This window comes from Lysobacter sp. P5_B12 (assembly GCF_056400425.1).
Genome location: NZ_JBFULG010000007.1, coordinates 146,366 through 168,536, shown reverse-complemented (window position 1 = coordinate 168,536; position 22,171 = coordinate 146,366). Strand labels below are relative to the sequence as shown.

General features: G+C 67.9%; 19 protein-coding genes and 1 pseudogene. 14 read left to right on the top strand and 6 right to left on the bottom strand.

Annotated features, from left to right (window positions below):
* Positions 1–45 precede the first annotated feature (45 nt).
* The 14 genes and pseudogenes from AC1DOM_RS12530 to AC1DOM_RS12465 all read left to right on the top strand — a co-directional run bounded on the left by AC1DOM_RS12530 (position 46) and on the right by AC1DOM_RS12465 (position 17,675).
* Positions 46–261, top strand: a complete 216-nt coding sequence (locus AC1DOM_RS12530; RefSeq protein WP_498963771.1) for an HP1242/YdcH family protein — start codon at positions 46–48, stop codon at positions 259–261.
* A 145-nt stretch (positions 262–406) separates the two neighbouring features.
* A complete protein-coding gene (locus AC1DOM_RS12525) occupies positions 407–1,789 on the top strand; it encodes a pyridoxal-phosphate dependent enzyme (protein WP_498963769.1) in 1,383 nt (460 codons plus the stop codon).
* 49 nt (positions 1,790–1,838) lie between these two features.
* Positions 1,839–2,999 (top strand): cystathionine gamma-synthase, encoded by a 1,161-nt coding sequence (locus tag AC1DOM_RS12520; RefSeq protein ID WP_498963767.1) that lies wholly within the window; start codon positions 1,839–1,841, stop codon positions 2,997–2,999.
* A gap of 3 nt (positions 3,000–3,002) precedes the next feature.
* Positions 3,003–6,323 carry a methyltransferase domain-containing protein gene (locus tag AC1DOM_RS12515; protein ID WP_498963765.1) on the top strand — a complete coding sequence of 1,107 codons (3,321 nt, stop codon included), beginning with the start codon at positions 3,003–3,005 and terminating at the stop codon, positions 6,321–6,323.
* Positions 6,320–7,348, top strand: coding sequence for a GHMP family kinase ATP-binding protein (locus tag AC1DOM_RS12510; protein ID WP_498963763.1), 1,029 nt, complete (start codon positions 6,320–6,322; stop codon positions 7,346–7,348). Before AC1DOM_RS12515 ends, AC1DOM_RS12510 begins: the two co-directional genes overlap by 4 nt.
* The gene (locus AC1DOM_RS12505) at positions 7,345–8,952 is read left to right on the top strand and encodes an SIS domain-containing protein (RefSeq protein WP_498963761.1); all 1,608 of its coding nucleotides are present in this window, start codon (positions 7,345–7,347) and stop codon (positions 8,950–8,952) included. Before AC1DOM_RS12510 ends, AC1DOM_RS12505 begins: the two co-directional genes overlap by 4 nt.
* Complete coding sequence (locus AC1DOM_RS12500; RefSeq protein WP_498963759.1) at positions 8,949–9,653, top strand: nucleotidyltransferase family protein; 705 nt, start codon at positions 8,949–8,951, stop codon at positions 9,651–9,653. The genes AC1DOM_RS12505 and AC1DOM_RS12500 overlap by 4 nt, the downstream gene beginning before the upstream one ends.
* The gene (locus tag AC1DOM_RS12495) at positions 9,650–10,246 is read left to right on the top strand and encodes a D-glycero-alpha-D-manno-heptose-1,7-bisphosphate 7-phosphatase (protein ID WP_498963757.1); all 597 of its coding nucleotides are present in this window, start codon (positions 9,650–9,652) and stop codon (positions 10,244–10,246) included. The genes AC1DOM_RS12500 and AC1DOM_RS12495 overlap by 4 nt, the downstream gene beginning before the upstream one ends.
* A gap of 38 nt (positions 10,247–10,284) precedes the next feature.
* Positions 10,285–11,097, top strand: a complete 813-nt coding sequence (locus AC1DOM_RS12490; protein ID WP_498963755.1) for a TylF/MycF/NovP-related O-methyltransferase — start codon at positions 10,285–10,287, stop codon at positions 11,095–11,097.
* An 8-nt stretch (positions 11,098–11,105) separates the two neighbouring features.
* Complete coding sequence (locus tag AC1DOM_RS12485) at positions 11,106–11,927, top strand: ABC transporter permease (protein WP_498963753.1); 822 nt, start codon at positions 11,106–11,108, stop codon at positions 11,925–11,927.
* Between the two features lie 133 nt (positions 11,928–12,060).
* Positions 12,061–13,293: pseudogene (locus AC1DOM_RS12480) on the top strand (ABC transporter ATP-binding protein); the annotation flags it as partial.
* Positions 13,293–14,693 (top strand): sulfotransferase family protein, encoded by a 1,401-nt coding sequence (locus AC1DOM_RS12475; RefSeq protein ID WP_498963750.1) that lies wholly within the window; start codon positions 13,293–13,295, stop codon positions 14,691–14,693. The pseudogene AC1DOM_RS12480 and the gene AC1DOM_RS12475, both read left to right, overlap by 1 nt.
* Positions 14,694–14,746: 53 nt before the next feature.
* Entirely contained in the window at positions 14,747–15,196 is a 450-nt protein-coding gene (locus AC1DOM_RS12470) for a hypothetical protein (protein ID WP_498963748.1), read from the top strand.
* A 31-nt stretch (positions 15,197–15,227) separates the two neighbouring features.
* The gene (locus AC1DOM_RS12465) at positions 15,228–17,675 is read left to right on the top strand and encodes a hypothetical protein (protein WP_498963746.1); all 2,448 of its coding nucleotides are present in this window, start codon (positions 15,228–15,230) and stop codon (positions 17,673–17,675) included.
* A 7-nt stretch (positions 17,676–17,682) separates the two neighbouring features.
* On the opposite strand, the gene AC1DOM_RS12460 is transcribed toward AC1DOM_RS12465, so the two are convergent.
* From AC1DOM_RS12460 to AC1DOM_RS12435, 6 genes are read right to left on the bottom strand one after another with little or no spacing between them, the layout of a single operon-like run.
* On the bottom strand, positions 17,683–18,084 hold the full coding sequence (locus AC1DOM_RS12460; protein ID WP_498963744.1) for a GtrA family protein: 402 nt from the start codon (positions 18,082–18,084) through the stop codon (positions 17,683–17,685).
* Positions 18,081–19,037 carry a glycosyltransferase family 2 protein gene (locus AC1DOM_RS12455; protein WP_498963742.1) on the bottom strand — a complete coding sequence of 319 codons (957 nt, stop codon included), beginning with the start codon at positions 19,035–19,037 and terminating at the stop codon, positions 18,081–18,083. The genes AC1DOM_RS12460 and AC1DOM_RS12455 overlap by 4 nt, the downstream gene beginning before the upstream one ends.
* Positions 19,030–19,737 (bottom strand): NAD-dependent epimerase/dehydratase family protein, encoded by a 708-nt coding sequence (locus AC1DOM_RS12450; RefSeq protein WP_498963740.1) that lies wholly within the window; start codon positions 19,735–19,737, stop codon positions 19,030–19,032. Before AC1DOM_RS12450 ends, AC1DOM_RS12455 begins: the two co-directional genes overlap by 8 nt.
* A 4-nt stretch (positions 19,738–19,741) precedes the next feature.
* Entirely contained in the window at positions 19,742–20,428 is a 687-nt protein-coding gene (locus AC1DOM_RS12445) for a class I SAM-dependent methyltransferase (protein WP_498963738.1), read from the bottom strand.
* A 6-nt stretch (positions 20,429–20,434) separates the two neighbouring features.
* Positions 20,435–21,373, bottom strand: coding sequence for an electron transfer flavoprotein subunit alpha/FixB family protein (locus AC1DOM_RS12440; protein WP_498963736.1), 939 nt, complete (start codon positions 21,371–21,373; stop codon positions 20,435–20,437).
* The gene (locus tag AC1DOM_RS12435; protein ID WP_498963734.1) at positions 21,373–22,119 is read right to left on the bottom strand and encodes an electron transfer flavoprotein subunit beta/FixA family protein; all 747 of its coding nucleotides are present in this window, start codon (positions 22,117–22,119) and stop codon (positions 21,373–21,375) included. The genes AC1DOM_RS12440 and AC1DOM_RS12435 overlap by 1 nt, the downstream gene beginning before the upstream one ends.
* Positions 22,120–22,171: the final 52 nt, after the last annotated feature.

Sequence of the window (22,171 nt, the reverse complement as noted above, 5' to 3'; positions counted from 1 at the left end):
GGGCGTTCGCGTTTTTGAAGGTCGTGCGATTTTCAGGAGGCTGACATGTTCGAAGGGCAACCGCAGGCGGAACTCGACGCGCTGATGAAGACCAATCCCGAGTTCAAGAGCCTGTATCAGCGCCACAAGGAACTCGACAAAAAAGTGCTCGACGCCGAACTCGGCGTGCTGGCCGTCGACGACCTCACCTTGACGAAGATGAAACGCGAAAAGCTCGCCGCGAAAGACCGCCTCGTCACGATGTACGACGGACGACACTGACCTTTCCTACCGTCGTGGGCGGCACCGGCGTCCTCGTCCGCCGGTGCCGCCCGCGGGGGCATCAGCCGCGCCGATAAGCGCCGCCCTTCATAAGCGATAATCCGCCCTCTCGCCGCGCAACGCGGCCGCACCCGGGCGATCTCGCATGCCGATCCACCAATCCGTGCTCGAATTGATCGGGCAAACCCCGGTCGTCCAGGCCCAGCACCTCGACACGGGCCCATGCACGTTGTTCCTCAAGCTCGAAAGCCAGAACCCCGGCGGCTCGGTGAAGGACCGCATCGGCGTGTCGATGATCGAAGCGGCGGAAAAGCGCGGCGACATCAAGCCCGGCGACACCCTGGTCGAAGGCACCGCGGGCAACACCGGCATCGGCCTTGCGCTCGTCGCGCAGCAGAAGGGCTACAAGCTGATCCTCGTCGTGCCCGACAAGATGAGCCGCGAGAAGATCTTCAACCTCAAGGCGATGGGCGCGCAGGTCGTGCTCACGCGCAGCGACGTCGCCAAGGGCCATCCGGATTACTACCAGGACATGGCCGAACGCATCGCGCGCGAAACCCCCGGCGCGTATTTCATCAACCAGTTCGGCAATCCCGACAACCCCGCCGCGCACGAGTTCGGCACGGGCCCTGAAATCCTGCAGCAACTTGATGGCGACCTCGACGCGATCGTCTTCGGTTGCGGCAGCTCGGGCACGATGACGGGCCTGTCGCGTTGCTTTTCGCAGCACTCGCCGAAGACCGAGTTGATTCTCGCCGACCCCGTCGGCTCGATCCTCGAGGAATACATCAACCGAGGCACGCTGTCCGACAAATCGGCGAGCTGGATGGTCGAAGGCATCGGCGAGGATTTCCTGCCGCCGATCTCCGATTTCTCGYGCGTGAAGAAGGCTTACGCGATTTCCGACAAGGAAAGCTTCCTCACCGCGCGCGAACTGCTCTCGAAGGAAGGCATCCTCGGCGGTTCGTCGACCGGCACCTTGCTCGCGGCCGCGTTGCGTTACTGCCGCGAGCAGACGAGCCCCAAGCGCGTGCTCGTCTTCGTCTGCGACACGGGCAACAAGTACCTGTCGAAGATGTACAACGATTACTGGATGCTCGACAACGGCTTTTTGGAGCGCGAAACCCACGGCGACCTGCGCGATCTCATCCTGCGCCCGTACTCGCGCAAGGACACGGTCGTGGTCGCCCCGACCGACCTGCTCATCACCGCCTACCAGCGCATGAAGCTCTACGATGTCTCGCAGCTGCCCGTGATGGACGGCGAGAAGATCGTCGGCATCGTCGATGAATCCGACGTCCTGCTGCACGTCTACGGCAACGAAGACCGCTTCCGCGACCCGGTGTCCACCGCGATGGTTTCCAAGCTCGACATCCTCGACGTGCGCTCGCCGGTGGAAGCCCTGTTGCCCGTTTTCGACCGGGGGCATGTGGCGATCGTCACGGAGGGGACGACGGAGGGCACACGTTTCCTCGGCCTCATCACGCGCATCGACCTGCTCAACTGGCTGCGGCGCCGGGTCCAGTAAAGCGGGTATGGGCTAGACTTCCCGCCTTGATTCCACGAGGCGGGCAGGCATGAAGGACGCGAAAAACCACGGGCGGGGCACCCTGGCCATCCACGCTGGACAGTCTCCCGATCCGTCGACCGGCGCGGTCATGCCGCCGATCTACGCCACCTCCACGTATGCGCAGTCCAGCCCCGGCGAACACCAGGGCTTCGAATACTCGCGCACGCACAACCCGACGCGCTTCGCGTACGAGCGCTGCATCGCCGGCCTGGAAGGCGGCACGCGCGGGTTCGCCTTCGCCTCGGGCCTGGCGGCCACGTCCACCTTGCTCGAGTTGCTCGACACCGGCGACCACGTGGTGGCGATGGACGATGTGTACGGCGGCACCTTCCGTCTGTTCGAACGCGTGCGCCGCCGTTCGGCGGGCCTGGACTTCAGCTGGGTCGACCTCACCGATCCGGCGCAGTTCGAAGCGTCGATTCGCCCGAACACCAAGATGGTGTGGATCGAAACGCCCACCAACCCCTTGCTGAAGATCGTCGACATCGGCGCGATCGCGAAGATCGCGAAGAAGCACGGCCTGCTGGTCGTGGTCGACAACACCTTCTCCTCGCCGATGGTGCAGCGTCCGCTGGAACACGGCGCCGACATCGTCATGCATTCGGCGACCAAGTACCTCAACGGCCACAGCGACATGGTCGGCGGCATCCTCGTCGTCGGCGACGACAAGGCGCTCGGCGAACAACTCGCGTTCCTGCAGAACTCCATCGGCGCCGTGCAGGGGCCGTTCGACAGCTTCCTCGCGCTGCGCGGCCTGAAGACACTGCACCTGCGCATGCGCGCGCATTGCGAGAACGCGCTCGCGCTCGCGCAGTGGCTGGAAACGCAGCCTGCCGTCGAACGCGTCGTCTACCCGGGCCTGGCCTCGCATCCGCACCACGCGCTGGCCAAGCGCCAGATGGACGGCTTCGGCGGCATCGTCACGATCTTCGTCAAGGGCGGGCTCGAGGCCTCCAAGCGGTTCTGCGAACGCACGGAGTTGTTCACGCTGGCCGAATCGCTCGGCGGCGTGGAAAGCCTCGTCAACCATCCGGCGATCATGACGCACGCGTCGATCCCGCCCGAGCGCCGCGCGCAACTGGGCCTGTTCGACAACCTCGTGCGCCTGAGCGTCGGCGTGGAAGACCTCGCGGATCTGCAGGCCGACCTGGCGCACGCCCTGGGCTGACGGATGCAGGACGCGATGGAATTCACCGGCGAGCGTTACGTGCCCACGGAGCAGGGCGAAATCCGCCAGGAACACCTGCACCGCTACGCGTGGGCGCAACCGCTCGCGCGGGGGCGCGAAGTGCTCGACATCGCCAGCGGCGAAGGCTACGGCTCGGCGATGCTCGCGCAATCGGCGCGGAGCGTCACGGGCGTGGACATCGATCCCGACGCCGTGCGCCATGCCACCGCGCGTTATGCCGCGGCCAACCTGCGCTTCATCGAAGGCAGCGCCGCGCAGATCCCGCTGGCCGACGCGAGCATCGACCTGGCGGTCTCCTTCGAAACGATCGAACACCACGACCGCCACGAAGAAATGCTGCGCGAACTGCGCCGCGTGCTGCGGCCCGATGGCGTGCTCGTGCTGTCTTCGCCCAATCGCGTCGTGTATTCCGAACTCGCCGGGCACCACAACGAATTCCACGTCCGCGAGCTCGATTTCGCGGAACTCGATGCGCTGCTGCGCCGGCATTTCCCCGCGGTGCGCTATTACGGCCAGCGCATGTCCGCCGGTTCGCTCGTGGTGCCGATCGGCGCCGGCGACGGCACGACGATCGCGCCGCTGGCCGATGCGCCGGCCGGCGTCGTCGCGCGCGCACCGAAGATGCCCGACCCGGTGTATTTCATCGCGCTTGCCGCGGCCGACGAAGCCTTGCTGCCCGCGCGCGATGGCTCGGTGTTGTTCTCCGACGAGGAAGATTTGTACGCACGCACGCGCCAGGTCGCCGATTGGGCGCGCCAGCAGGACACGACGGTGCAGGCCCTGCGCGAACGCGTGGGCACGCTGACCGAGGAACACGCCGGTGCGGTGCGCTGGGCGCAATCGCAGGCCACCGAAGCCGACACGCTGCGCGCGCGCGTCGGTGCGCTCACGCAGGAGCATGGCCAGGCGGTGCAGTGGGCGCAGTCGGAAGCGGCGCGCGTCCAGGCGCTGACGGCCGAACACGGGCAGGCCGTGGCCTGGGCGAAAAGCCTCGAGACCGAACTCGAAGACCTGCGCCGCCAGCACGCGGCCCTGGTCGGTGAGCACGGCCGTACCGTCGCCTGGGCGCAATCGCTGGATCGCGACGTCCACGCATTGCGCGAGCGTGTCGTGCAGGCGACCGACGAAGTGCGCAACATGCTGCAGATGCTCGCCGATACGCATCGCGAACTCGCCGCGGAAATCGACGCGCGCGATCGTTATGCGTTGCAACTGCGCGGGGCCATCGAACAAATCCGCGGCTCGGCCGCATGGCGCATCACCGGTCCCTTGCGTCGCGCGTTGTCGAAACTGCGCGGCACCGCGCCCGAAGTGGCGCTGCCCGCGCCACCGGCGCCGGCGGGCCCGCGGTCGGTGCGCTTCGCCGACCTGCGCTTCGAGCCCGTGGACGCACCGCGCGTCACCGTCGTCGTGCCGACCTACGGCAATGCCGCCTACACCGCGGCGTGCCTGCGCGCGCTGATGATCGCCGGCGCGTCGGTGCCCTACGAAGTGCTCGTGCTCGAAGACGCCTCGGGCGATGCGGCGATGGCGGCCTTCGCCGAGGTGCCGGGCCTGCGTTACCACGTCAATGAAACCAATCTCGGCTTCATCCGTTCGTGCAACCAGGCCATCGCGCTCGCGCGCGGCGATTACCTGGTGTTCCTCAACAACGACACCGAAGTGCGGCCGGGCTGGCTCGACGCGTTGCTGGCTGTGTTCGCCAACAACGCCGATGCGGGCCTGGCCGGCTCGAAACTGATCTATCCCGACGGGCGCCTGCAGGAAGCCGGCGGCATCGTCTGGCGCGATGGTTCGGCCTGGAATTACGGGCGCCTGGGCGATCCGAACGCCGGCGAGTTCAACTACGTGCGCCGCGTGGATTACTGCTCCGGCGCCGCGCTGATGGTGCCGCGCGCGCTGTTCGAACGACTGGGCGGTTTCGACGAACGTTACGTGCCGGCCTACAACGAAGACTCCGACCTGGCCTTCCGCATTCGCGAACAGGGCCTGCAGGCGTACTACACGCCGTTCTCGGTCGTCGTCCACCACGAAGGCATCTCGCACGGCACCGACACCGGTTCGGGCATCAAGGCCTACCAGGTCGAGAACCAGCGCAAGTTCCTGGAGCGCTGGAACGACACGCTCGCTGCGCACTACCCGAACGCGCATTGCGTGGCGCGTGCGCGCGATCGCGCCTGGGATCGCCCGGTCGTGCTCGTCATCGACCATTACGTGCCGCAGCCCGACCGCGATGCGGGGTCGCGCACGATGGTGGCCTTCCTGCGTCGCCTGGTCGAAGCCGGCTGCGTCGTGAAGTTCTGGCCGGACAACCTGTACTTCGATCCCGCGTACACGCCCGCACTGCAGGCGCTGGGCGTCGAGGTGTACAGCGGCGGCAACTGGGTGCGCGGTCTGCCCGCGTTGCGCGAGGCGATCGGCGAGGAAGTCGACGCCATCCTGCTCTCGCGCCCCGACGTCGCCGATAAATTCCTGGCGCAGGCGCGCGAAGCGTTCCCGCGTGCGCGCATCGCGTACTACGGGCACGACCTGCATTTCCGTCGCGTGCGGCAGGAAGCGGACGTGCTCGGCCAGCCGGCCTTGCTCGCGCATGCCGACAAGCTCGAAGAACTCGAACGCGAAGTGTGGCGTGGCGTCGACGTCGTGCTCTATCCCTCGCAGGATGAAGCCGACGCCGTGCATTCGCTCGAAGGCAAGGTCGACGCACGCGCGATCCTGCCCTACGCCTACGACGCGTTCCCGCGCATGGACGGTCCGGCCGAGCGCATCGGCCTGCTGTTCGTCGCCGGTTTCGCGCATCCGCCGAACGTCGATGCCGCCGAATGGCTGGTCTACGACATCATGCCGCGCGTGTGGGCCAAGCGCCCCGAGGCGCGCCTGTCGCTCGTCGGCGCGAATCCCACGCCGCGCGTGCAGGAGTTGGCGGAAGAACGCGTCGAGGTGACGGGTTTCGTCAGCGATGAGGCTTTGTTCCGTCGTTATGCAATGGCGCGCGCATGCGTCGTGCCGCTGCGCTTCGGCGCGGGCGTCAAGAGCAAGGTCGTCGAAGCCTTCCAGCAGGGCACGCCGCTGGTGACCACGCCGGTCGGCGTGCAGGGCCTGCCCGGTGCCGAGGCGGTTTGTGCCGTCGCCGACGATCCGCAGGTCATCGCCGACGCGATCGTCGCGCTGCTCGACGACGATGCGCTCTGGACGCAGCGTTCGCACGCCGCCACCGATTACGTCGCGCAGCGTTTCTCGCGCGAGGCGATGGCGGCCACGCTGCTCGATGCACTCGGCCTTCCCGCGGGAGCCACGCGATGATCGTCCGCGCACGCGCGCCCCTGCGCCTGGGCCTGGCCGGCGGCGGCACCGACGTCGCGCCGTATTGCGACTTGCACGGCGGCTTCGTGATGAACGCGGCCATCGACAAGTACGCCTACGCGATCGTCGATCCCTCGCCCGATGGACACGTCGAACTGCACGCGCTGGACCGCGAATGCGCGGTGCGCTGCAAACCCGATGCCGTCGCCACGAGCGACCGCGACCTGCAGTTGCTGCTCGGCACCTACCTGCGCATCTGCCGCGATTTCCTCGACGACACGCGCCCCGCGATCCGCCTGCGCAGTTTTTCCGATGCGCCGCCGGGCTCGGGCCTGGGCTCTTCGTCGACGATGGTCGTCGCGCTGGTCGCCGCGCTCGCCGAATACTTCGGCCTGGCGCTGGGCGAGTACGAAATCGCGCGCCTGGCCTACGAGATCGAACGCCAGGACCTCGCGCTCGCCGGCGGCAAGCAGGACCAGTACGCGGCGGCGTTCGGCGGTTTCAATTTCATGGAATTCCACGCCGACGACCGCGTCATCGTGAATCCGCTCCGCGTGAAGGACTGGGTGGTCGCCGAACTGGAGGCCTCGCTGGTGTTGTATTTCACCGGCGTCTCGCGCGAGTCGGCGCGCATCATCGACGAGCAGGCGCGCAACGCGAAGGCCGGTACCGCGGCGCCGCTCGAAGCGATGCACCAGCTCAAGGCCGAGGCCGTGGCGATGAAGGAATCGCTGCTGCGCGGCGACCTGGCGGCGTTCGCGCGCACGATGCAGGCCGGCTGGGAAGCGAAGAAACAGATGGCGGCCTGCATCACCAACCCGATGATCGATGCCGTCGAAGCCGTCGCGCGCGCCCACGGCGCAACCGCCACCAAGGTGAGCGGCGCGGGTGGCGGCGGTTTCATGATGTTCGCGTGCGATCCGGCCGACCGGGTCGGCCTGTCGCGCGCGTTGTTGTCGCAAGGCGGCACGTTGCTGGATTTCCACTTCAATCCCGGCGGCGCGGTCGCATGGAGAACCCCATGAAGGACGTCATTGCAAGCGAGTTCTCGAAGGCGCTCGCCAATTTCTCGGCGATGGCCGGCGATGCGGCGCTTTCGAAGCGCATCGAAGACGCGGTCGAGCTCTGCATCAAATCACTGCGCGAAGGCGGCAAGATCCTCTTCGCCGGCAACGGCGGCAGCGCGGCCGACGCGCAGCACTGGGCCGGCGAGCTGGTCAGCCGGTTCTATTACGACCGCCCCGGCCTGCCGGGCATCGCGCTGACCACCGACAGCAGCATCCTCACCGCGATCGGCAACGACTACGGGTACGACTACGTCTTCGCGCGCCAGGTCGAGGCGCTCGGCAAGGCCGGCGATGTGTTCGTCGCGATTTCCACCTCGGGCAATTCCCCCAACATCCTGCGCGCGATCAAGGCGGCGAAGGAGCGCGGGATGCGCGTGATCGGTTACACCGGCAAATCCGGTGGCGCGATGGCGCCCGATTGCGACGTCTGCTTCCAGGTGCCGTCCAACGAAACGCCCCGCATCCAGGAAGGCCACGAATTCCTCGGCCACATGCTGTGCGCGCTGATCGAAGCGCGCATGCATCCGCGCGAAGCGGCGCCGGAAGCCAAGCCCGCCGCGGCGGCCGCGCCCGGCGAAGACGCGGCCTACGCCGCGCGCCTGGCGAAGGAACAGGATTACTACCGCGAAGTCGCCGACGTGCACGCGCTGCCGGACATCTTCCATTACTGGTCGCATACCCACCTGCGGCCGATGCTGGAGGAATTCGGCATCCACGGCATGGACGACTGGTTCGTCGCGCACCTGCTGGAGAGTGCGCAGCGCACCGGTACCGCCTCGCCGGTATTCGTCAGCATCGGCGCGGGCAACTGCGACACCGAGGTGCGCATCGCGCAACTGCTGCGCGAGCGCGGGCTGAAGGATTTCACGATCGAATGCCTGGAGATCAACCCGGCGATGCTCGCGCGCGGACGCGAACTCGCGCAGGCCGCCGGCGTGGCGCAACACCTGCGTTTCGTCGAGGCCGACTTCAACCGCTGGCGACCGACGGGCACCTACGACGGCGTGATGGCGAACCAGTCGCTGCACCACGTCGTGAACCTGGAAGGCTTGTTCGACGCGATCCGCGCTTCGATGCATCCGAAGGCCTACTTCGTGATCAGCGACATCATCGGGCGCAACGGGCACCAGCGTTGGCCCGAGGCGCTGGAGAAGTTGCATGCGTTCTGGCAGGAACTGCCGTCGGCGTATCGGTTCAACCGCGTGCTCAATCGCCAGGAAGACCTGTACGAAAACTGGGATTGCTCGACCGAAGGCTTCGAGGGCATCCGCGCGCAGGACATCGTGCCGCTGCTCGACGCGCGCTTCGAGTTCTACCGCAACATCGCCTTCGGCAATCTCGTCGACGTGTTGATCGACCGAGGTTTCGGCCACAACTTCGACGCGAAGGGGCAGTGGGACCGCGACTTCATCGATCGCGTGCATGCGGCCGACGAAGCGGGCTTCCGCGACGGCACGCTCACGCCCGCGCACATGATCGCGGTGCTGACCGTCGGCGAGCCGCCGGCGCGGCAGTATTCGCGCGGGCTCTCGCCCGAGCGTTGCGTGCGGCACCCCGGGTGACAGCGCGCATCGACGAAGCGATCGTGCTGGCGGGCGGTCTCGGCACGCGCTTGCGCACTGTCGTACAGGATTTGCCCAAGCCGCTCGCGCCGGTGGCCGGGCGTCCGTTCCTGGCCTGGGTGCTCGATCGGCTCGCAAGCGCCGGCATCCGCCGCACGATCCTCGCGACCGGTTACGGCGCCGCGACGATCCGCGACACGGTCGGCGACGCGTGGCAAGGCATGGACATCGTGCATTCGGTGGAAACCCAGGCGCTCGGCACCGGTGGTGCCGTTGCGCTCGCCGCACGCGCGTTGCAGGGCGATGGCGTGCACGTGCTCAACGGCGATACGTGGCTCGCGTATGACCCGCATGCGCTCGAAGCCGCCATGCGCGCGGCCGGAACGCGGGCGGCGATCGCACTCGCGCACGTCGACGACGCCGGCCGCTATGGCGCGGTCGATGTCGATGGCGGGCGCGTCGTCGCATTCCGCGAAAAGAGCGGGCAGGGCGGCGGTGCGATCAACGCCGGTTGCTATTGCCTGTCGCGCGCTGCGCTCGCGGCATTCCCGGAGCGCGATGCGTTCTCGCTGGAGCGCGACGTCCTGCCGGGCCTCGCGGCCGCCGGCGAGCTCGTGGCGTTCGACGACACCCGCGACTTCATCGACATCGGCGTGCCCGAGGATTACGCGCGCGCGCAATCGTGGTTCGCACGCACGTGAGCGATCCGATCCGCAGCCATCGCGATATCGGCGCCGACGCGCAACTGGCCGCCTGGCAGGGGCCGCGCCGCGCGCTGTTCCTGGATCGCGACGGCGTGATCAATGTCGACCACGGTTACGTGCACGCCGCCGCGAACACCGACTTCGTGCCGGGCATCTTCGATCTCGTGCGCGCCGCGCGCGCGGCCGGATACCTGCCGATCGTCGTCACCAACCAGGCCGGCATCGCGCGCGGTTACTACGACGAGGCCACGTTCCGCGATTACACCGCGTGGGTGCATCGCAGGTTCGACGCCGAAGGCGCGCCGCTCCTCGCAACGTATTTCTGTCCGCACCATCCCACCGCCGGGCTCGGCCCCTTGTTGCAGGACTGCCTGTGCCGCAAGCCGAAGCCGGGCATGTTGCTGCAGGCATCGCGCGATTTCGCGATCGACCTGGCCGGCTCGCGCCTGCTCGGCGATACGCAGGCCGACCTGGATGCCGCGCGCGCCGCGGGCCTCGGTGAGTGGCGGCGCCTCGTGGGAGAGGGCGCCGTGGCGCCGGATTTCACGGAACTGAAGCAAGCCACAGCCTGGGCCGGGCAGGCACGCTGATACACTGGGGTCCGAAATTGAAAGGTCTTTTTGCACGCATGCGCCAAGTCATCAACCAAGCCGTGGCCGCCGCGCCCGGCACGGACGAACATTCCCTCCTGAACCGCCTCGTCGGCCTCGCGCCGCGGCCCTGGCAACTGGATCGCGGTCGCGCCATCCAACTCGGCCATCTGCGGGGCTGGGGGCTGGAGTTCGGCACCCTCCAGCAGGAAATCGCCGCGCAGCCGGATTTCCAGGAAGCGCTGGCCCTCGCGCATGGGCGCGGTTCGCTGCTCACCCCGCACAAGTTGATGAACCTGTACCTGCTCATCAAGCTCGGCCTGCCCGAGCTCGAACAGGGCGACATCGTCGAGTTCGGCAGTTACAAGGGCGGCTCGGCGATCTTCATGGCCTCCCTGCTGCGCGCCAACGGGTCGAAGGCGCGTGTGTACGCGCTGGATACCTACGGCGGCATGCCGAAGACCGACGCCGTGCGCGACCTGCATTCGGAAGGCGACTTCCGCGACACCAGCTTCGAGGACTTCCGCGACGCCATCGCGCGCGCCGGCCTGGATGCGTGGCTGATCCCGGTGAAGGGCCTGTTCGACGAAACCTTCCCGGGCATCGTGGCCGAAGGGCGCAAGGTCGCCATCGCGCACGTGGACTGCGACATCTATGAAGGCGTGAAGTACGCCATCCTCGCCAGCAAGCCGCACATGGTGCGCGACGGCTACTTCGTGTTCGACGATCCGTTGTTCGGTTCGTGCCTGGGCGCGATGCAGGCCATCGAGGAAACGCTGCTGCACGAAGACCGCCTGTTCGCCGAGCAGATGTACCCGCACCCGGTCTACCGCTGGCCCCCGCTGTCCTGATCGAGCCGATGGACGTCTCCCTGCCGGCCGCCGCGCCCGCTCCTTCGCTCGCGGTGTCCGCGTGGCGCGACTGGTCGCGCAGCTTCAGGATGTGGCGCCTGTGGACGGCGTTGGGGATGGAAGACCTCTCCGACCGCTATCGCCGCACGCTGTTCGGCATCTCGTGGGTGATCACGTCCTTCGCGGTGTTCGTGTTCGTGAAAGTGGTCATCTTCGGCCAGATGTCGAAGGTGTCCTTCGCCGAGTTCGCGATGTTCGTGACCGTGGGCTTCGGCCTGTGGACCTTCATCAACAGCATGGTGATCGACGCGTGCATCGCCTACGCCGGTTCGGCGAACTGGCTGATGGGCACGTCGATCCCGTATCCGGTGTATTTCCTGCAATCGATCTATCGCAACTGGATCGTCTTCGCGCTGACGCTGGTGGTGATGTTCGCCGCGGTGGTGTGGCAGAAGGCGCACTGGACGCCGACGATGCTCTGGGCCTTGCCGGGATTGCTGGTCTACGTGATCACGCCGATGTGGCTGTGCGCGATCCTGGCGCCGGTGTGCCTGCGCTGGCGCGATGCGTACCACGCGATGCAGACCATCATGCGCCTGCTGTTCTTCGTCACGCCGATCATCTGGATGCCCGGGCAGACCCCGGCGCTGGAGAAGATCGCGGCGTACAACCCGGCGACGCATTTCATCGAGATCGTGCGCCAACCGCTGGTCTACGACACCGTGCCGTGGACCAGCTGGACGGTCGTCCTGGCGACCACCGTCGGCGGCCTGGCCCTGGGCGCGGTGGCGTATGCGACCACCCGCAACCGCATCGCGTTCTGGCTCTGACATGCACCTGCGTGCCCACGATCTATCGCTGAGCTTTCCCCTCCGCGCACGCCGCGGCGGGCATGCCGAATTCGCCGGCCTGCGCGGCAAGCTGGGCGGACGCGTGGAAGGAGGCGAGGGCCATCGGCGCGTGCTCGCGCTCGACGGCGTGAACCTCGACCTGCGCCAGGGCGAACGCCTGGCGATCATCGGCCACAACGGCGCGGGCAAGTCGACGCTGCTGCGCGTGCTCGCGGGCATCTACCATCCGCAGCGCGGCTACGTGGATGCGAGCCATCCGGTGTCGGGGCTGTTCAACATTTCCTTCGGCTTCCGCCAGGAAGCGACGGGCTATCGCAACATCGTCCTCAAGGGCCTGATCGCCGGGAAGACACGCGCCGAAATCGATCGCGCGCTTCCGGAGATCGTCGAGTTCACCGGGCTCGGCCCCTACCTCGACATGCCGCTGCGCACGTACTCGCAGGGCATGTCGATGCGCCTGGCCTTCGCCATCGCCACCGCGTTCTCCAGCGACATCCTCGTGATGGACGAATGGATCGGCGCGGGCGATGCGGCGTTCCGCGAAAAAGTCGTCGCGCGCATGAACTCCTTCGTCGAAGCCGCGCACATCCTGGTGGTGGCCTCGCACAGCGCCGCGCTGCTCAAGCGCATCGCCACGAAGGCGATCTGGATGGAAGGCGGGCGCATCCGCGCCGTCGGCGCACCGACCGACCTGATCGAAGAATACGAAGAAGAGGCGAAGGACGAATTGCGTCGCTCCACGCCGCCGATCGACAAGTCGCTGATCGACTTCAGCGCGCGCAACATCGCGCCGGGCACCGCGGAAATCGCCTGGGACGTGCGCGAGAGCGGCGCCCGCCACATCGAGATCGTGGTGCGCCGTCTCGACGGCCGGGAAGTCCACTGGATGCGGGGCGGTCACGCCGGCAAGCAGAAAACCGGCCCCTGGGTGCAGCCGGGCATGGAATTCCAGTTGGTCGCCATGGGCACCGACGAAGTGCTCGCCACCATCGTCGCGGGCGAAGCGGAGTCGGGCGGGGCGGTGCATCCTTCGCCCGTCGAACCGATCGTGGGTCGCGCCGTCGATCTCTCGCGCATCGACTTCCAACTGCGCAACGTCGCGCCGCGCACCGTCGAAGTGTCGTGGGACCTGCGCGACAGCGGCGCCGAAGACGTGCAAGTCGTGGTGACGCGCCCGGACGGCAGCGAAGTCAACTGGACGCGCGGCGGCCGCATCGGCCGCCAGGTGACCGAGGCATGGGTGCGGCCGGGCATGGCCTTCCATCTCGTCGCACCGGGTACCAACGAAGTGCTGGCGCGCGTGGTGGCCGGCCAAACCGAAACCGGAGAGATCGAACACTCGTGATGGATGGAATGCACGACCAGGATGCGACGCTGAACTTCGTCGTCGGCGGCATGCCGCGCGGCGGCACGACCTACTTGGGCCAGTTGTTCAACCTGCATCCGGACGTCTTCTGCTACGTCATGGAGACGGCGCTGTTCCGCGAGCTGTCGATCTTCGCCGCCGATCGCCCGTTGCCGCCGGAAAACATGCCGGTGCTCGAAGCCTACCTGCGCGCCGACCTGCGCATGACGGTGGTCGACGGCACCGAGGAAAGCCGCCTGGCGACGTTCCCCCGCCTGCCGAAGTACCGCAACCTGATGTTGTTGCATGGCCTGGCCGAGCCCTCGGGCCCGGGCCTGCGCGTGTGGGATGCCGCGCGTTTCGAAACCTTCCTGGAGGCCTTGCTCGCGCTGTTCCGCAACGGCCTGTACGGACCGGAATTGTTCGCCGAAGGCGCGCGCCTGCTCGCGCGGCAGTTCCGCCAGGTCACCGCGCGTCCGGTGCTCGGCGAGAAGACACCCGACAATCTGTTCCACCTGGATGCGCTGCACGCCGCGGATCCGAACCTGAAAGTCTTCGCCGCCGTGCGCGAGCCGCACGCGACGATCGAATCGATGAAGCGTCGCGCGCTGCGCAACCGCGGTTTCGGCGACAGCGCCTTCGCGGCGGAAGTGCGCGGCGCGATCGCCGACTACTACCACCACCTGCGTCCGGCCTACGAGTTCTCGCTCGAAGCCCCGCCCGGCGTCTTCCACGTGCATCGCTACGAAGACCTGCTGCGCGACCCGGCCGCCGAGATGGAGCTTGCGTTCGCGCAACTCGGGCTCGAGACGCCGAAGGTCACGCGCCGCATGTTGCCGCAGATGTCCTTGCCCACGCCCGAACGTTTCCTCACCGACGAGGGCGTGACGCCGGCCGAGCATCGCCTGGTCGAAATGATCTGCGGGCCGATGCTGCGTGCCTTCGGTTACGAGGACAACGCACCGCCGCTGGTGGATGCGGCAGGCTTCGAGGAAGGGATCATCCCGTTGTCGGGCTTCCACGCACCGCGCGGCGCACCGATCAACGAAGTGTGGATCGGCCGTCGCGCCGATCTGTACGTGCTGTACCAGGGCCATCGCAAGTCGCTGTACTTCAACCTCGGCGTCAACCTGCCGCCGGCGCTGAGCGTCTACGACGTCGCCGTCGAGTTCGAAGTCGACGGCGTGGTGATGCACGTCGAACGCGTGCCGGCGCAAACCCCGTGGTTCGTCGTGGAGTTGCCGTTGCCCACCGACGAGGCGCACCACGCGATCGGCGCCTTCTTCGGCGCGCGCATCATCGTGCGCGCCTCGGCCTGGTACGTGCCCATCTCCGTGGCGGGCGCCGGCCCGGACCTGCGCGAGATCAGCGTGCTCGTCCGCGAAGCCCGGCTGGTCTGATCGGTTACGCTTTCCGCCTGCTGCAAACCCATTCCCTTCCCAGGTCGTCGCCCATGCGCCTCCACTCGAAGCTCGCTGTCCTTGTCCTGTCCGTCGCCGCGGTCGCCGCCTGCCAGCGCGAAACGCCGGCGCCGGCTTCCAACGCCACCGTCGCCCCGGCCGCCACGATCGCAGCGCCCGCCACCGTTGCCGGCGCGCCCGCGGCAGCGCCCGCCGCCGCGCAGGTGTTGTGGTTCGAGCCGGCTGCGATCGAGACCTGCGACACCAAGGGCGTCGCGGTGACCGTCCATTGGAACGCCCGCACCATCGCCGGCGTGAAGACCGTCGAAGTCAAGGGCATCGGCCCGGGCGGCAAGGAATCGCTGTTCACCCGCGGCGGCCCGCGCGGCGAGCGCGAAACCGGCGCATGGATGACCGCCAACCGCGTGATGGTGCTGCGCGATGCCGACAACGGCAACGAACTCGCACGCGCCCGCATGGCCGGCGCGGCCTGCACGAAGTAAGACCACCGAACCGATCGCGATCGGAAACACGATGAGCCCCGCGCTGCGTCGCGCCGCGTTGCTGGTGCCGGCGATCGCGTTGCTCGTCCTGCCGATCCGATCGCTCATCGTCGAAGGTCCGTTCGACTGGCATCTCGCGCAGCCGGCGGCCATCGAAGGCGGGCTGGAAGCGATCGGCTTGTTCCTTTGCGTGCTGCTCGGCCTTGCGTTGCCGGCGCGTCGCGTGGGGGGCTGCATCGTGGCGCTCGCGACCTGGTGGGTCGCGCGACGCCACGGCGTGGATGTCTCGATCCTTCTCGTCGCGTTGTATGCCGAAGGCCTGTTCGCGCTCGGCTGGCGCCTGTTGCCGTTCGCGGGGTTCACGCAGCGCACGCGCGTGGACGTGTTGCCCGTCGCCGGTTTGCTCGGTGTCGTGGCGTGGTCGCTGATCGCGTGGACGCTCGCGCTCGTGGGCGCTGCCACGCCGACGGCGTTCCGTTTCGCGGCGATCGGCGTCCTCGGGGTCGCGCTGCTGTTGCATCGCGGTCCGACACTGTCGGCGCTCGCGTGGCGCGCGGCGCATCGCGCACAGGGTTGGTCGCGCGTCGCGGCTGCATTCGCCATCGCGTTCTTCGTCGTCCTCTTCGCCAAGGCGTCGGTGGCGATCGACTACGACTCGATGTGGTACGGGCTGCGCGGCGAATCGGTGTTGCTGGGCGAGCACGGCCTGTTCGAAAACCAGGGGCTGGTGGCGGTCGTCCACTACTACCCGAAACTCTACGAAGTGTTGCTGCTGCCCTTCGTCGGCCTGGACAGCACGTCCCTGGTGTTCGGCGTGGGCATCGTGGCATCGCTGCTCGCATCCGCCATGGTGGTCGCGATCGTGTCCACGCTCGGCGTGCGCGGGCCGCTGCGCCTGTTGGCGGGCTTGCTCGCGATGACCTTGCCGGCGCTCGCGAACATGGCGGTGTCGGCGAAGGGCGATGCGATGTCCGCCTGGTTGTTGCTGGTCGGCGTGTTCGCGCTGTTACGCCTGCGCCGTTCGCGTGCACCGCGTTGGCTCTGGGTGGGTCTTTCGGCGGCCGGGCTGTCGGTGATCTGCCGCTTGTCGAACCTGCCCTATGCGGCCTTGCTCGTCGTGCTGCTCGCTTTCGCGCTCGTGCGTGCCGATCGCTGGCGCGATGCATGGCGCGATCGTGGCCTCGCGGTGTTCGCCGGTGCGGTCGCGCTCGCCGCCATCGTCACGTGGCGCACCTGGCTGGTGGCCGGCGTGCCGTTGATCGCACCCAATGCGATCGTTTCGCTCGAACAGCAGATGGGCTTCGCACTCGCGTATCCGGTGTCCTTGTTGCCGGGTGGCGGCGCGCTGCCGCGGCTTCCCGTGTTGTCCGGCCTCTGGCAGTTCCTGTTCGCGCCTGCCGCGTTGCCGCACATCCTGATCACGTGGACGGGCAACGCCTGGGCGCTGCTGCCGTTTGCCGCGTTGCTGCTGGGCGGACGCGTGCGCCCGACATCGCGCGACTGGCCGCTGCTCGCGATCGGCCTGCTGTTCTTCGCGATCCTGTTCTCCTATCACTTCCTGGTGCCCGGGGGCGACGGCAACTATTTCATCGTGCCGATCCTCGCCCTGCTCGCGTGGGGCATCGTGCGCGTGGCATCGGTGCGCTCGCCGAACTTCGTGCCGGCCGTGCTGTTCGCCTTCGTGCTCGCGCAAGCATCGATCGCGTTCGTGACCGGGTCGTGGAGCGGCGGAACCCGTGGCATCGATGTGGTGTACACGCGCACGCCGACGGAATTGCGCACGCGCGGCGCCGCCGAAATTCCGCGCGCGAACCTGGCGGGCGTGGCGCGTTTCTTCGACGGCATGCCGGCGGGAACGCGCGTGGTCGGCATGCCCGATCCCGGCGTGAAGGCGCTCATGCCGGTGGAATGGTTCCTGGGCGTGCGCTACGAACCGCTGGATTCGATCGCAGGCTTCCGTCCCGAGCTCGTGCGCGACCTGCGCGCGCTCACGCGATTCCTGCGCACGACGCGCATCGCCTACGTCGTCCTGCCGGCGCGATCGACCGACGTGATCGACGCGGCGAACCCGCGCGAGGTGCTCGACGCGCGCGTGCGTGCGTCGCTCGCGGCGCTCGCCGCGGACGGCGTCGCGCGCGAGGTCTATCGCGACGCGCACTACGTGGTGTGGTCGCTCGACGCATCGCCGATCGCGACCGTTGCGCTCGCCGGCGGCGGCGAAGCGAGTCTCGCGTATGACGCATCCGCGCTGTGCGAGAGCGGGGCAGCGCAGGTGGCGACCGTGGCCTGGCATGGCGCGGTGCCGAACGTCGCGATCGAAGTCCGCGCACCGAATGCGAACAAATCCGTGCTGTTCGCGCAGGGCGCGAACCGCGGCCGCGCGAAGACGGGGCCCTGGGTCAAACCGGATGCGGCGTTCATCCTGCGCGCAGGGCGCGAGGGCAGGGTGCTCGGCGTGCTGCGCGCGCAGTGCGACTAGCGGTGCGTCAGCCCGGCCAGCGCTTGAAGACCCAGCGGTCCAGCAGCAGGAACACGACCACGGGGACGAAGGTCATCGTCGCGACGACGCCGTACAGGTAATCGGCGTGCAGGATCGCGACGATGAAATGCATCAGCGCCGCGGACGCGACGATGTTGCCCACATGCACCAGCAGGTAGCGTGGCAAGTCGCGGTGCAGCCGGTTTTCCGAACGGAAGGCGAAGCCGCGTTGCAGCAGGAAGTTGAGCGGTGCGGCCGCAAGGTACGCCAACACCGAAGCCGGCACCGGCGCCACGTGCGCATGCTCGACGAGCGCCCACGCCACCACGCCGTAGAACAGCGTGCTCACGCCGCCGACCATCGCGAAGCGGACGAACCGCGCCGCGACCGCGTTCAGATCCCGTGTCATTCGCGCGCCGTCAGGCGGCCGATCGTCTTGCGCACGACGTACTGCGGCTTGCCGTTGAGCGTGAGCAGCACGCGCCCGACGTATTCGCCGATCGCGCCGAGCGACAGCAGCTGGATGCCGCCGAGGATCAGCACGGTGACGATCATCGAGGCCCAGCCGACGACCCACTCGGGATGCAGCAACTTCAACGCGACGACCACGCCCGCCATCACGAACCCGACGATCGACGAAAGCGCACCGATCAGCGAAACGAAGCGCAGCGGCACGACCGAGAAACTGGTCGCCATCTGCGACCAAAGCGAGACGAGCTTGCCGAAGCTGTAACCCGAACGCCCGTCGCTGCGCGCGTGGTGCGCCACCTCGACCGTCGCGATGTTGCGCGTGGCCTGCAGGATCAAGCCGTCGACGTAGACGAAGGGCCCGTCGTAGCGCAGCACTTCATCGCGGATCTCGCGCCGCATCGCGCGGAAGGGCGAGAGGTACAGACCCTTGGGCTTCTTCAGCAAACGCTGCGCGACCCAATCGTTAAAACGGCTGCCGAGCACCTTCCACGCCGCGTGCTCGCGGCTGGCGAAGTGCGCGTAGGTCACGTCCGCGCCGGCTTCGATGGGCGCCACGAGCGAAGCGATATCGGCGGGCGAATGCTGCAGATCGTCGTCCATGGTGACGACGATCGCGCCGCGCGCATGCGCCAGGCCCGCCATCACCGCGTTGTGCTGGCCGGCGTTCATGCGCAGGTCGACGCCGCCGAGCCACGGATGTTGCGCGGCGAGCGATTCGATCACCGGCCACGCGTCGTCGGGACCGCAATCGTGTACGAGCACGGCTTCGAAACCCACGAGCCCGTAACGCGGCGCGAGCGCGGCTTCGAGCTGCCGCGCGAGCTCCGGGAGGATGCGCGCGCTGCCGTAGACGGGAATCACGACCGACAGGGCGATGCCTGGCTCAACCATAGTATTTCCCGATGACGCGTTCGAGGTAACCGTCGCCGAAGTCGATACGCAGGCGCCGTGCGATGTCGTGCGCGAGCGCGGCATCGATCGGCATCGGGCGTCCGAGATCCAGGGAGGTGAAGTTCGCCTTGCGGCCGAGCACCTGTTCGAACACCGGCACCAGGCGCGGCATCGGCGTGGAAACCGGGCAGGCGACGGCGATGGTCTGCATGTCGCGCGGCCAGTCGTCCAGCAGCGCGCCGAGGATGCGCGCGACGTCGTCGACATCGACGAGGTTGCGTTCGGCCTTCGCCCACAGGTCGAAGTGTTCGCCGCGCAGGATGCGATCGCGCAGGTAGTTGGTCAGCGTGTGCGGGTTGTCGGTGTGCCCGACGACTTGCGGCAAGCGGATGATGCGGCCGCCGTGCGCACGCACCAGGTCTTCCATCGCCTGCTTGTGGCGGATGTAGGGACGGCGCGCTTCGAAGGCATCGGCGACGCCGCAACTGCTGAAGTACAGCAGCGTGCGCGGGTCCTGGAGGTGTTCGCGCAGCAGCGCTTCTTCGCGTGCGAAGGCGGTCGGGTCGGTTTCCGTCGAATTGGAAACGCCCGAGGCGAACACCACGCAGCCGTGGCGCGCCTGCACGACGGGCGCCATCGCGCGCGCCAACATCCCGTGGCCCACGATGGCGGGCGCGTGTGCGTGTGCGCGTTGCGTCATGGGGTCAGGCACGTCCGCTCGCGACGTACTGCGCGCCCATCGGCACGCGCGTGAGCAGGCGTTCGAGGGGGCGCAACGCGGCGAGCGCGTGCGGGAAGAAGATCGTGTAGTCCACGCGCGTGCCGTCGAAGCCCGCATCGCGCAGCAGCCCGCGGGTTTCGATGCTGCTGAGCAGGATGGCGTCCTCGTCGAATTCGCAATCGCGCACGACCTTGCGCGTCAGCGGATTCCAGGGATTGTGTTCGAACACGAACAGGCGGCCGCCGGGCTTGAGCACGCGGCGCAATTCGCGCAGCCAGTGCGCGCGTTCGACCGGCGGGATGTGGTGGAAGACGCACGCGGCCACCGCCACGTCCATCGCGTCGTCCTCCATCGCCAGGCGCTCGCCTTCGATCACCGACAGCGCGACGTCCGGGTGCGCCTGGCCCGCCATCGCGAGGCTTTCGCGCGAGACGTCCATGCCGTGCAGCGTCGTGTTCGGCAGCGCCTCGCGCAGGAAGCCGAGCGTTCCGCCGATGCCGCAGCCGAAGTCGAGCAATTGCGCCGGCGGCCGATCGGCAACGGCGCGCGCCACGTAGGCGGCCTTGGAGGCGGCGAAGTACGCCGGCTCCTCGCCGCTGGCGCGGATGCTTTCGCCGTGCAGGCGCGCGTAATCGCGCGCGTAACGGTCGAATTCGGGTGGCTGCTCCATGGGCGCTTACAGCGCCTGCTGCAATTCCGGCAGCAGCTTGAACAGATCGCCGACCAGGCCGATGTCGGCGATCTCGAAGATCGGCGCTTCGGGATCCTTGTTGATCGCCACGATCGTGCCCGCGTCCTTGATGCCGGTCAGGTGCTGGATCGCGCCGCTGATGCCGACGGCGACGTACAACTCGGGCGAGATGATCTTGCCGGTCTGGCCGACCTGCATTTCGTTGGGCACGTAGCCGGCGTCGACGGCTGCGCGCGAGGCGCCGACCGCGGCGCCGAGCTTGTCGGCGAGCTCGTACACGATCTTGAAGTTCTCGGCCGAACCCACGCCGCGGCCGCCGGAGACGACGCGGCGCGCGCTCTGCAGGTCGGGGCGATCGGACTTGCCGGCGGCCAGACCCTGGAAACGCGTGTGCGTCGGCAGCGTCGCATCGGCGCTCGCCGATTCGACGGCGGCGTTGCCATCGCGCGCCACTTCCGGCCACGAGGCCGTGCGCACGGTCGCGACGACGGGGCGACCTTGCGGCGCTTCGACGGTCACGATGGCGTTGCCCGCGTAGATCGGGCGCTTGAACGTGTATGCGCCTTCGACGGCCATGACGTCGGACACCTGCGAGACGCCGAGCAGCGCGGCGACGCACGGCATCAGGTCTTTACCGAAGGTGGTGCTCGGGCCGAACACATGGGTGTAGCCGTCGGCGAGCTTCGCGATCTGCGGTGCCTGCACCTGCGCGATCGCATTCGCGTTCGCGGCGTTGGCAACGCCGAGCACGCGCGCGACGCCCTGCAGCTTCGCCGCTTCGCCGGCGACCGCGGCCGGATCGGCGGCGAGCACGAGCACGTCGATGGAGTCGGGATTCAGCGCCTTCGCCGCGGACACGCACTTGGCGGTCGACGCATTGAGCTTGCCGTCGAGATGTTCGGCAACGATCAGGACCTTGGACATCAGAGCAACCCCTTCGCTTTCAGTGCGGCGACCAGTTCGGCCGCGTCCTTCACCATCACGCCCTTGCTGCGCTTGGCAGGCGGCGCGTAGTGCGTGGTCTTGAGTTCGTCGCCGGCATCGACGCCGAGATCTGCCAACGGGATCGATTCCATCGGCTTGCTCTTGGCCTTCATGATGTCGGGCAGCTTGATGAAGCGCGGCTCGTTGAGGCGCAGGTCGGTGGTGACCACCGCGGGCAGGTCGACCTCAAGCGTTTCCAGACCGGCGTCGACTTCGCGCACGACCGTGGCCTTGCCGCCGGCGACGTCGAGCTTGGAAGCGAAGGTCGCCTGCGGGCGGCCCCACAGGGTGGCGAGCATCTGGCCGGTCTGGTTGGCGTCGTCGTCGATGGCCTGCTTGCCGAGGATGACCAGGTCGGGCTGTTCCTTCTCGACCAGCTTCAGCAGCACGCGCGCCGCGGTGAGCGGGGCGATGGCGCCGTCGGCGACCACGTGGATCGCGCGGTTGGCGCCCATGGCCAGGCCGTTGCGCAGGTGGGCCTGGGCATGGGCGGGGGCGATGGTGGCCACGATCACTTCGGTCGCGATGCCCTTGTCGCGCAACCGCAGGGCTTCCTCGAGCGCGATTTCATCGAAGGGGTTGGCCGAGAGCTTGACGCCGTCGGTGACCACGCCCGAGCCGTCGGGTTTGACCTGGATGCGGACGTTGTAGTCCACCACGCGCTTGTAGCCGACGAGGATCTTCATGGGGGGCGGGCAATCCGGTGAACGAAGCGGACCGCGATTTTAGCCCGGCCGG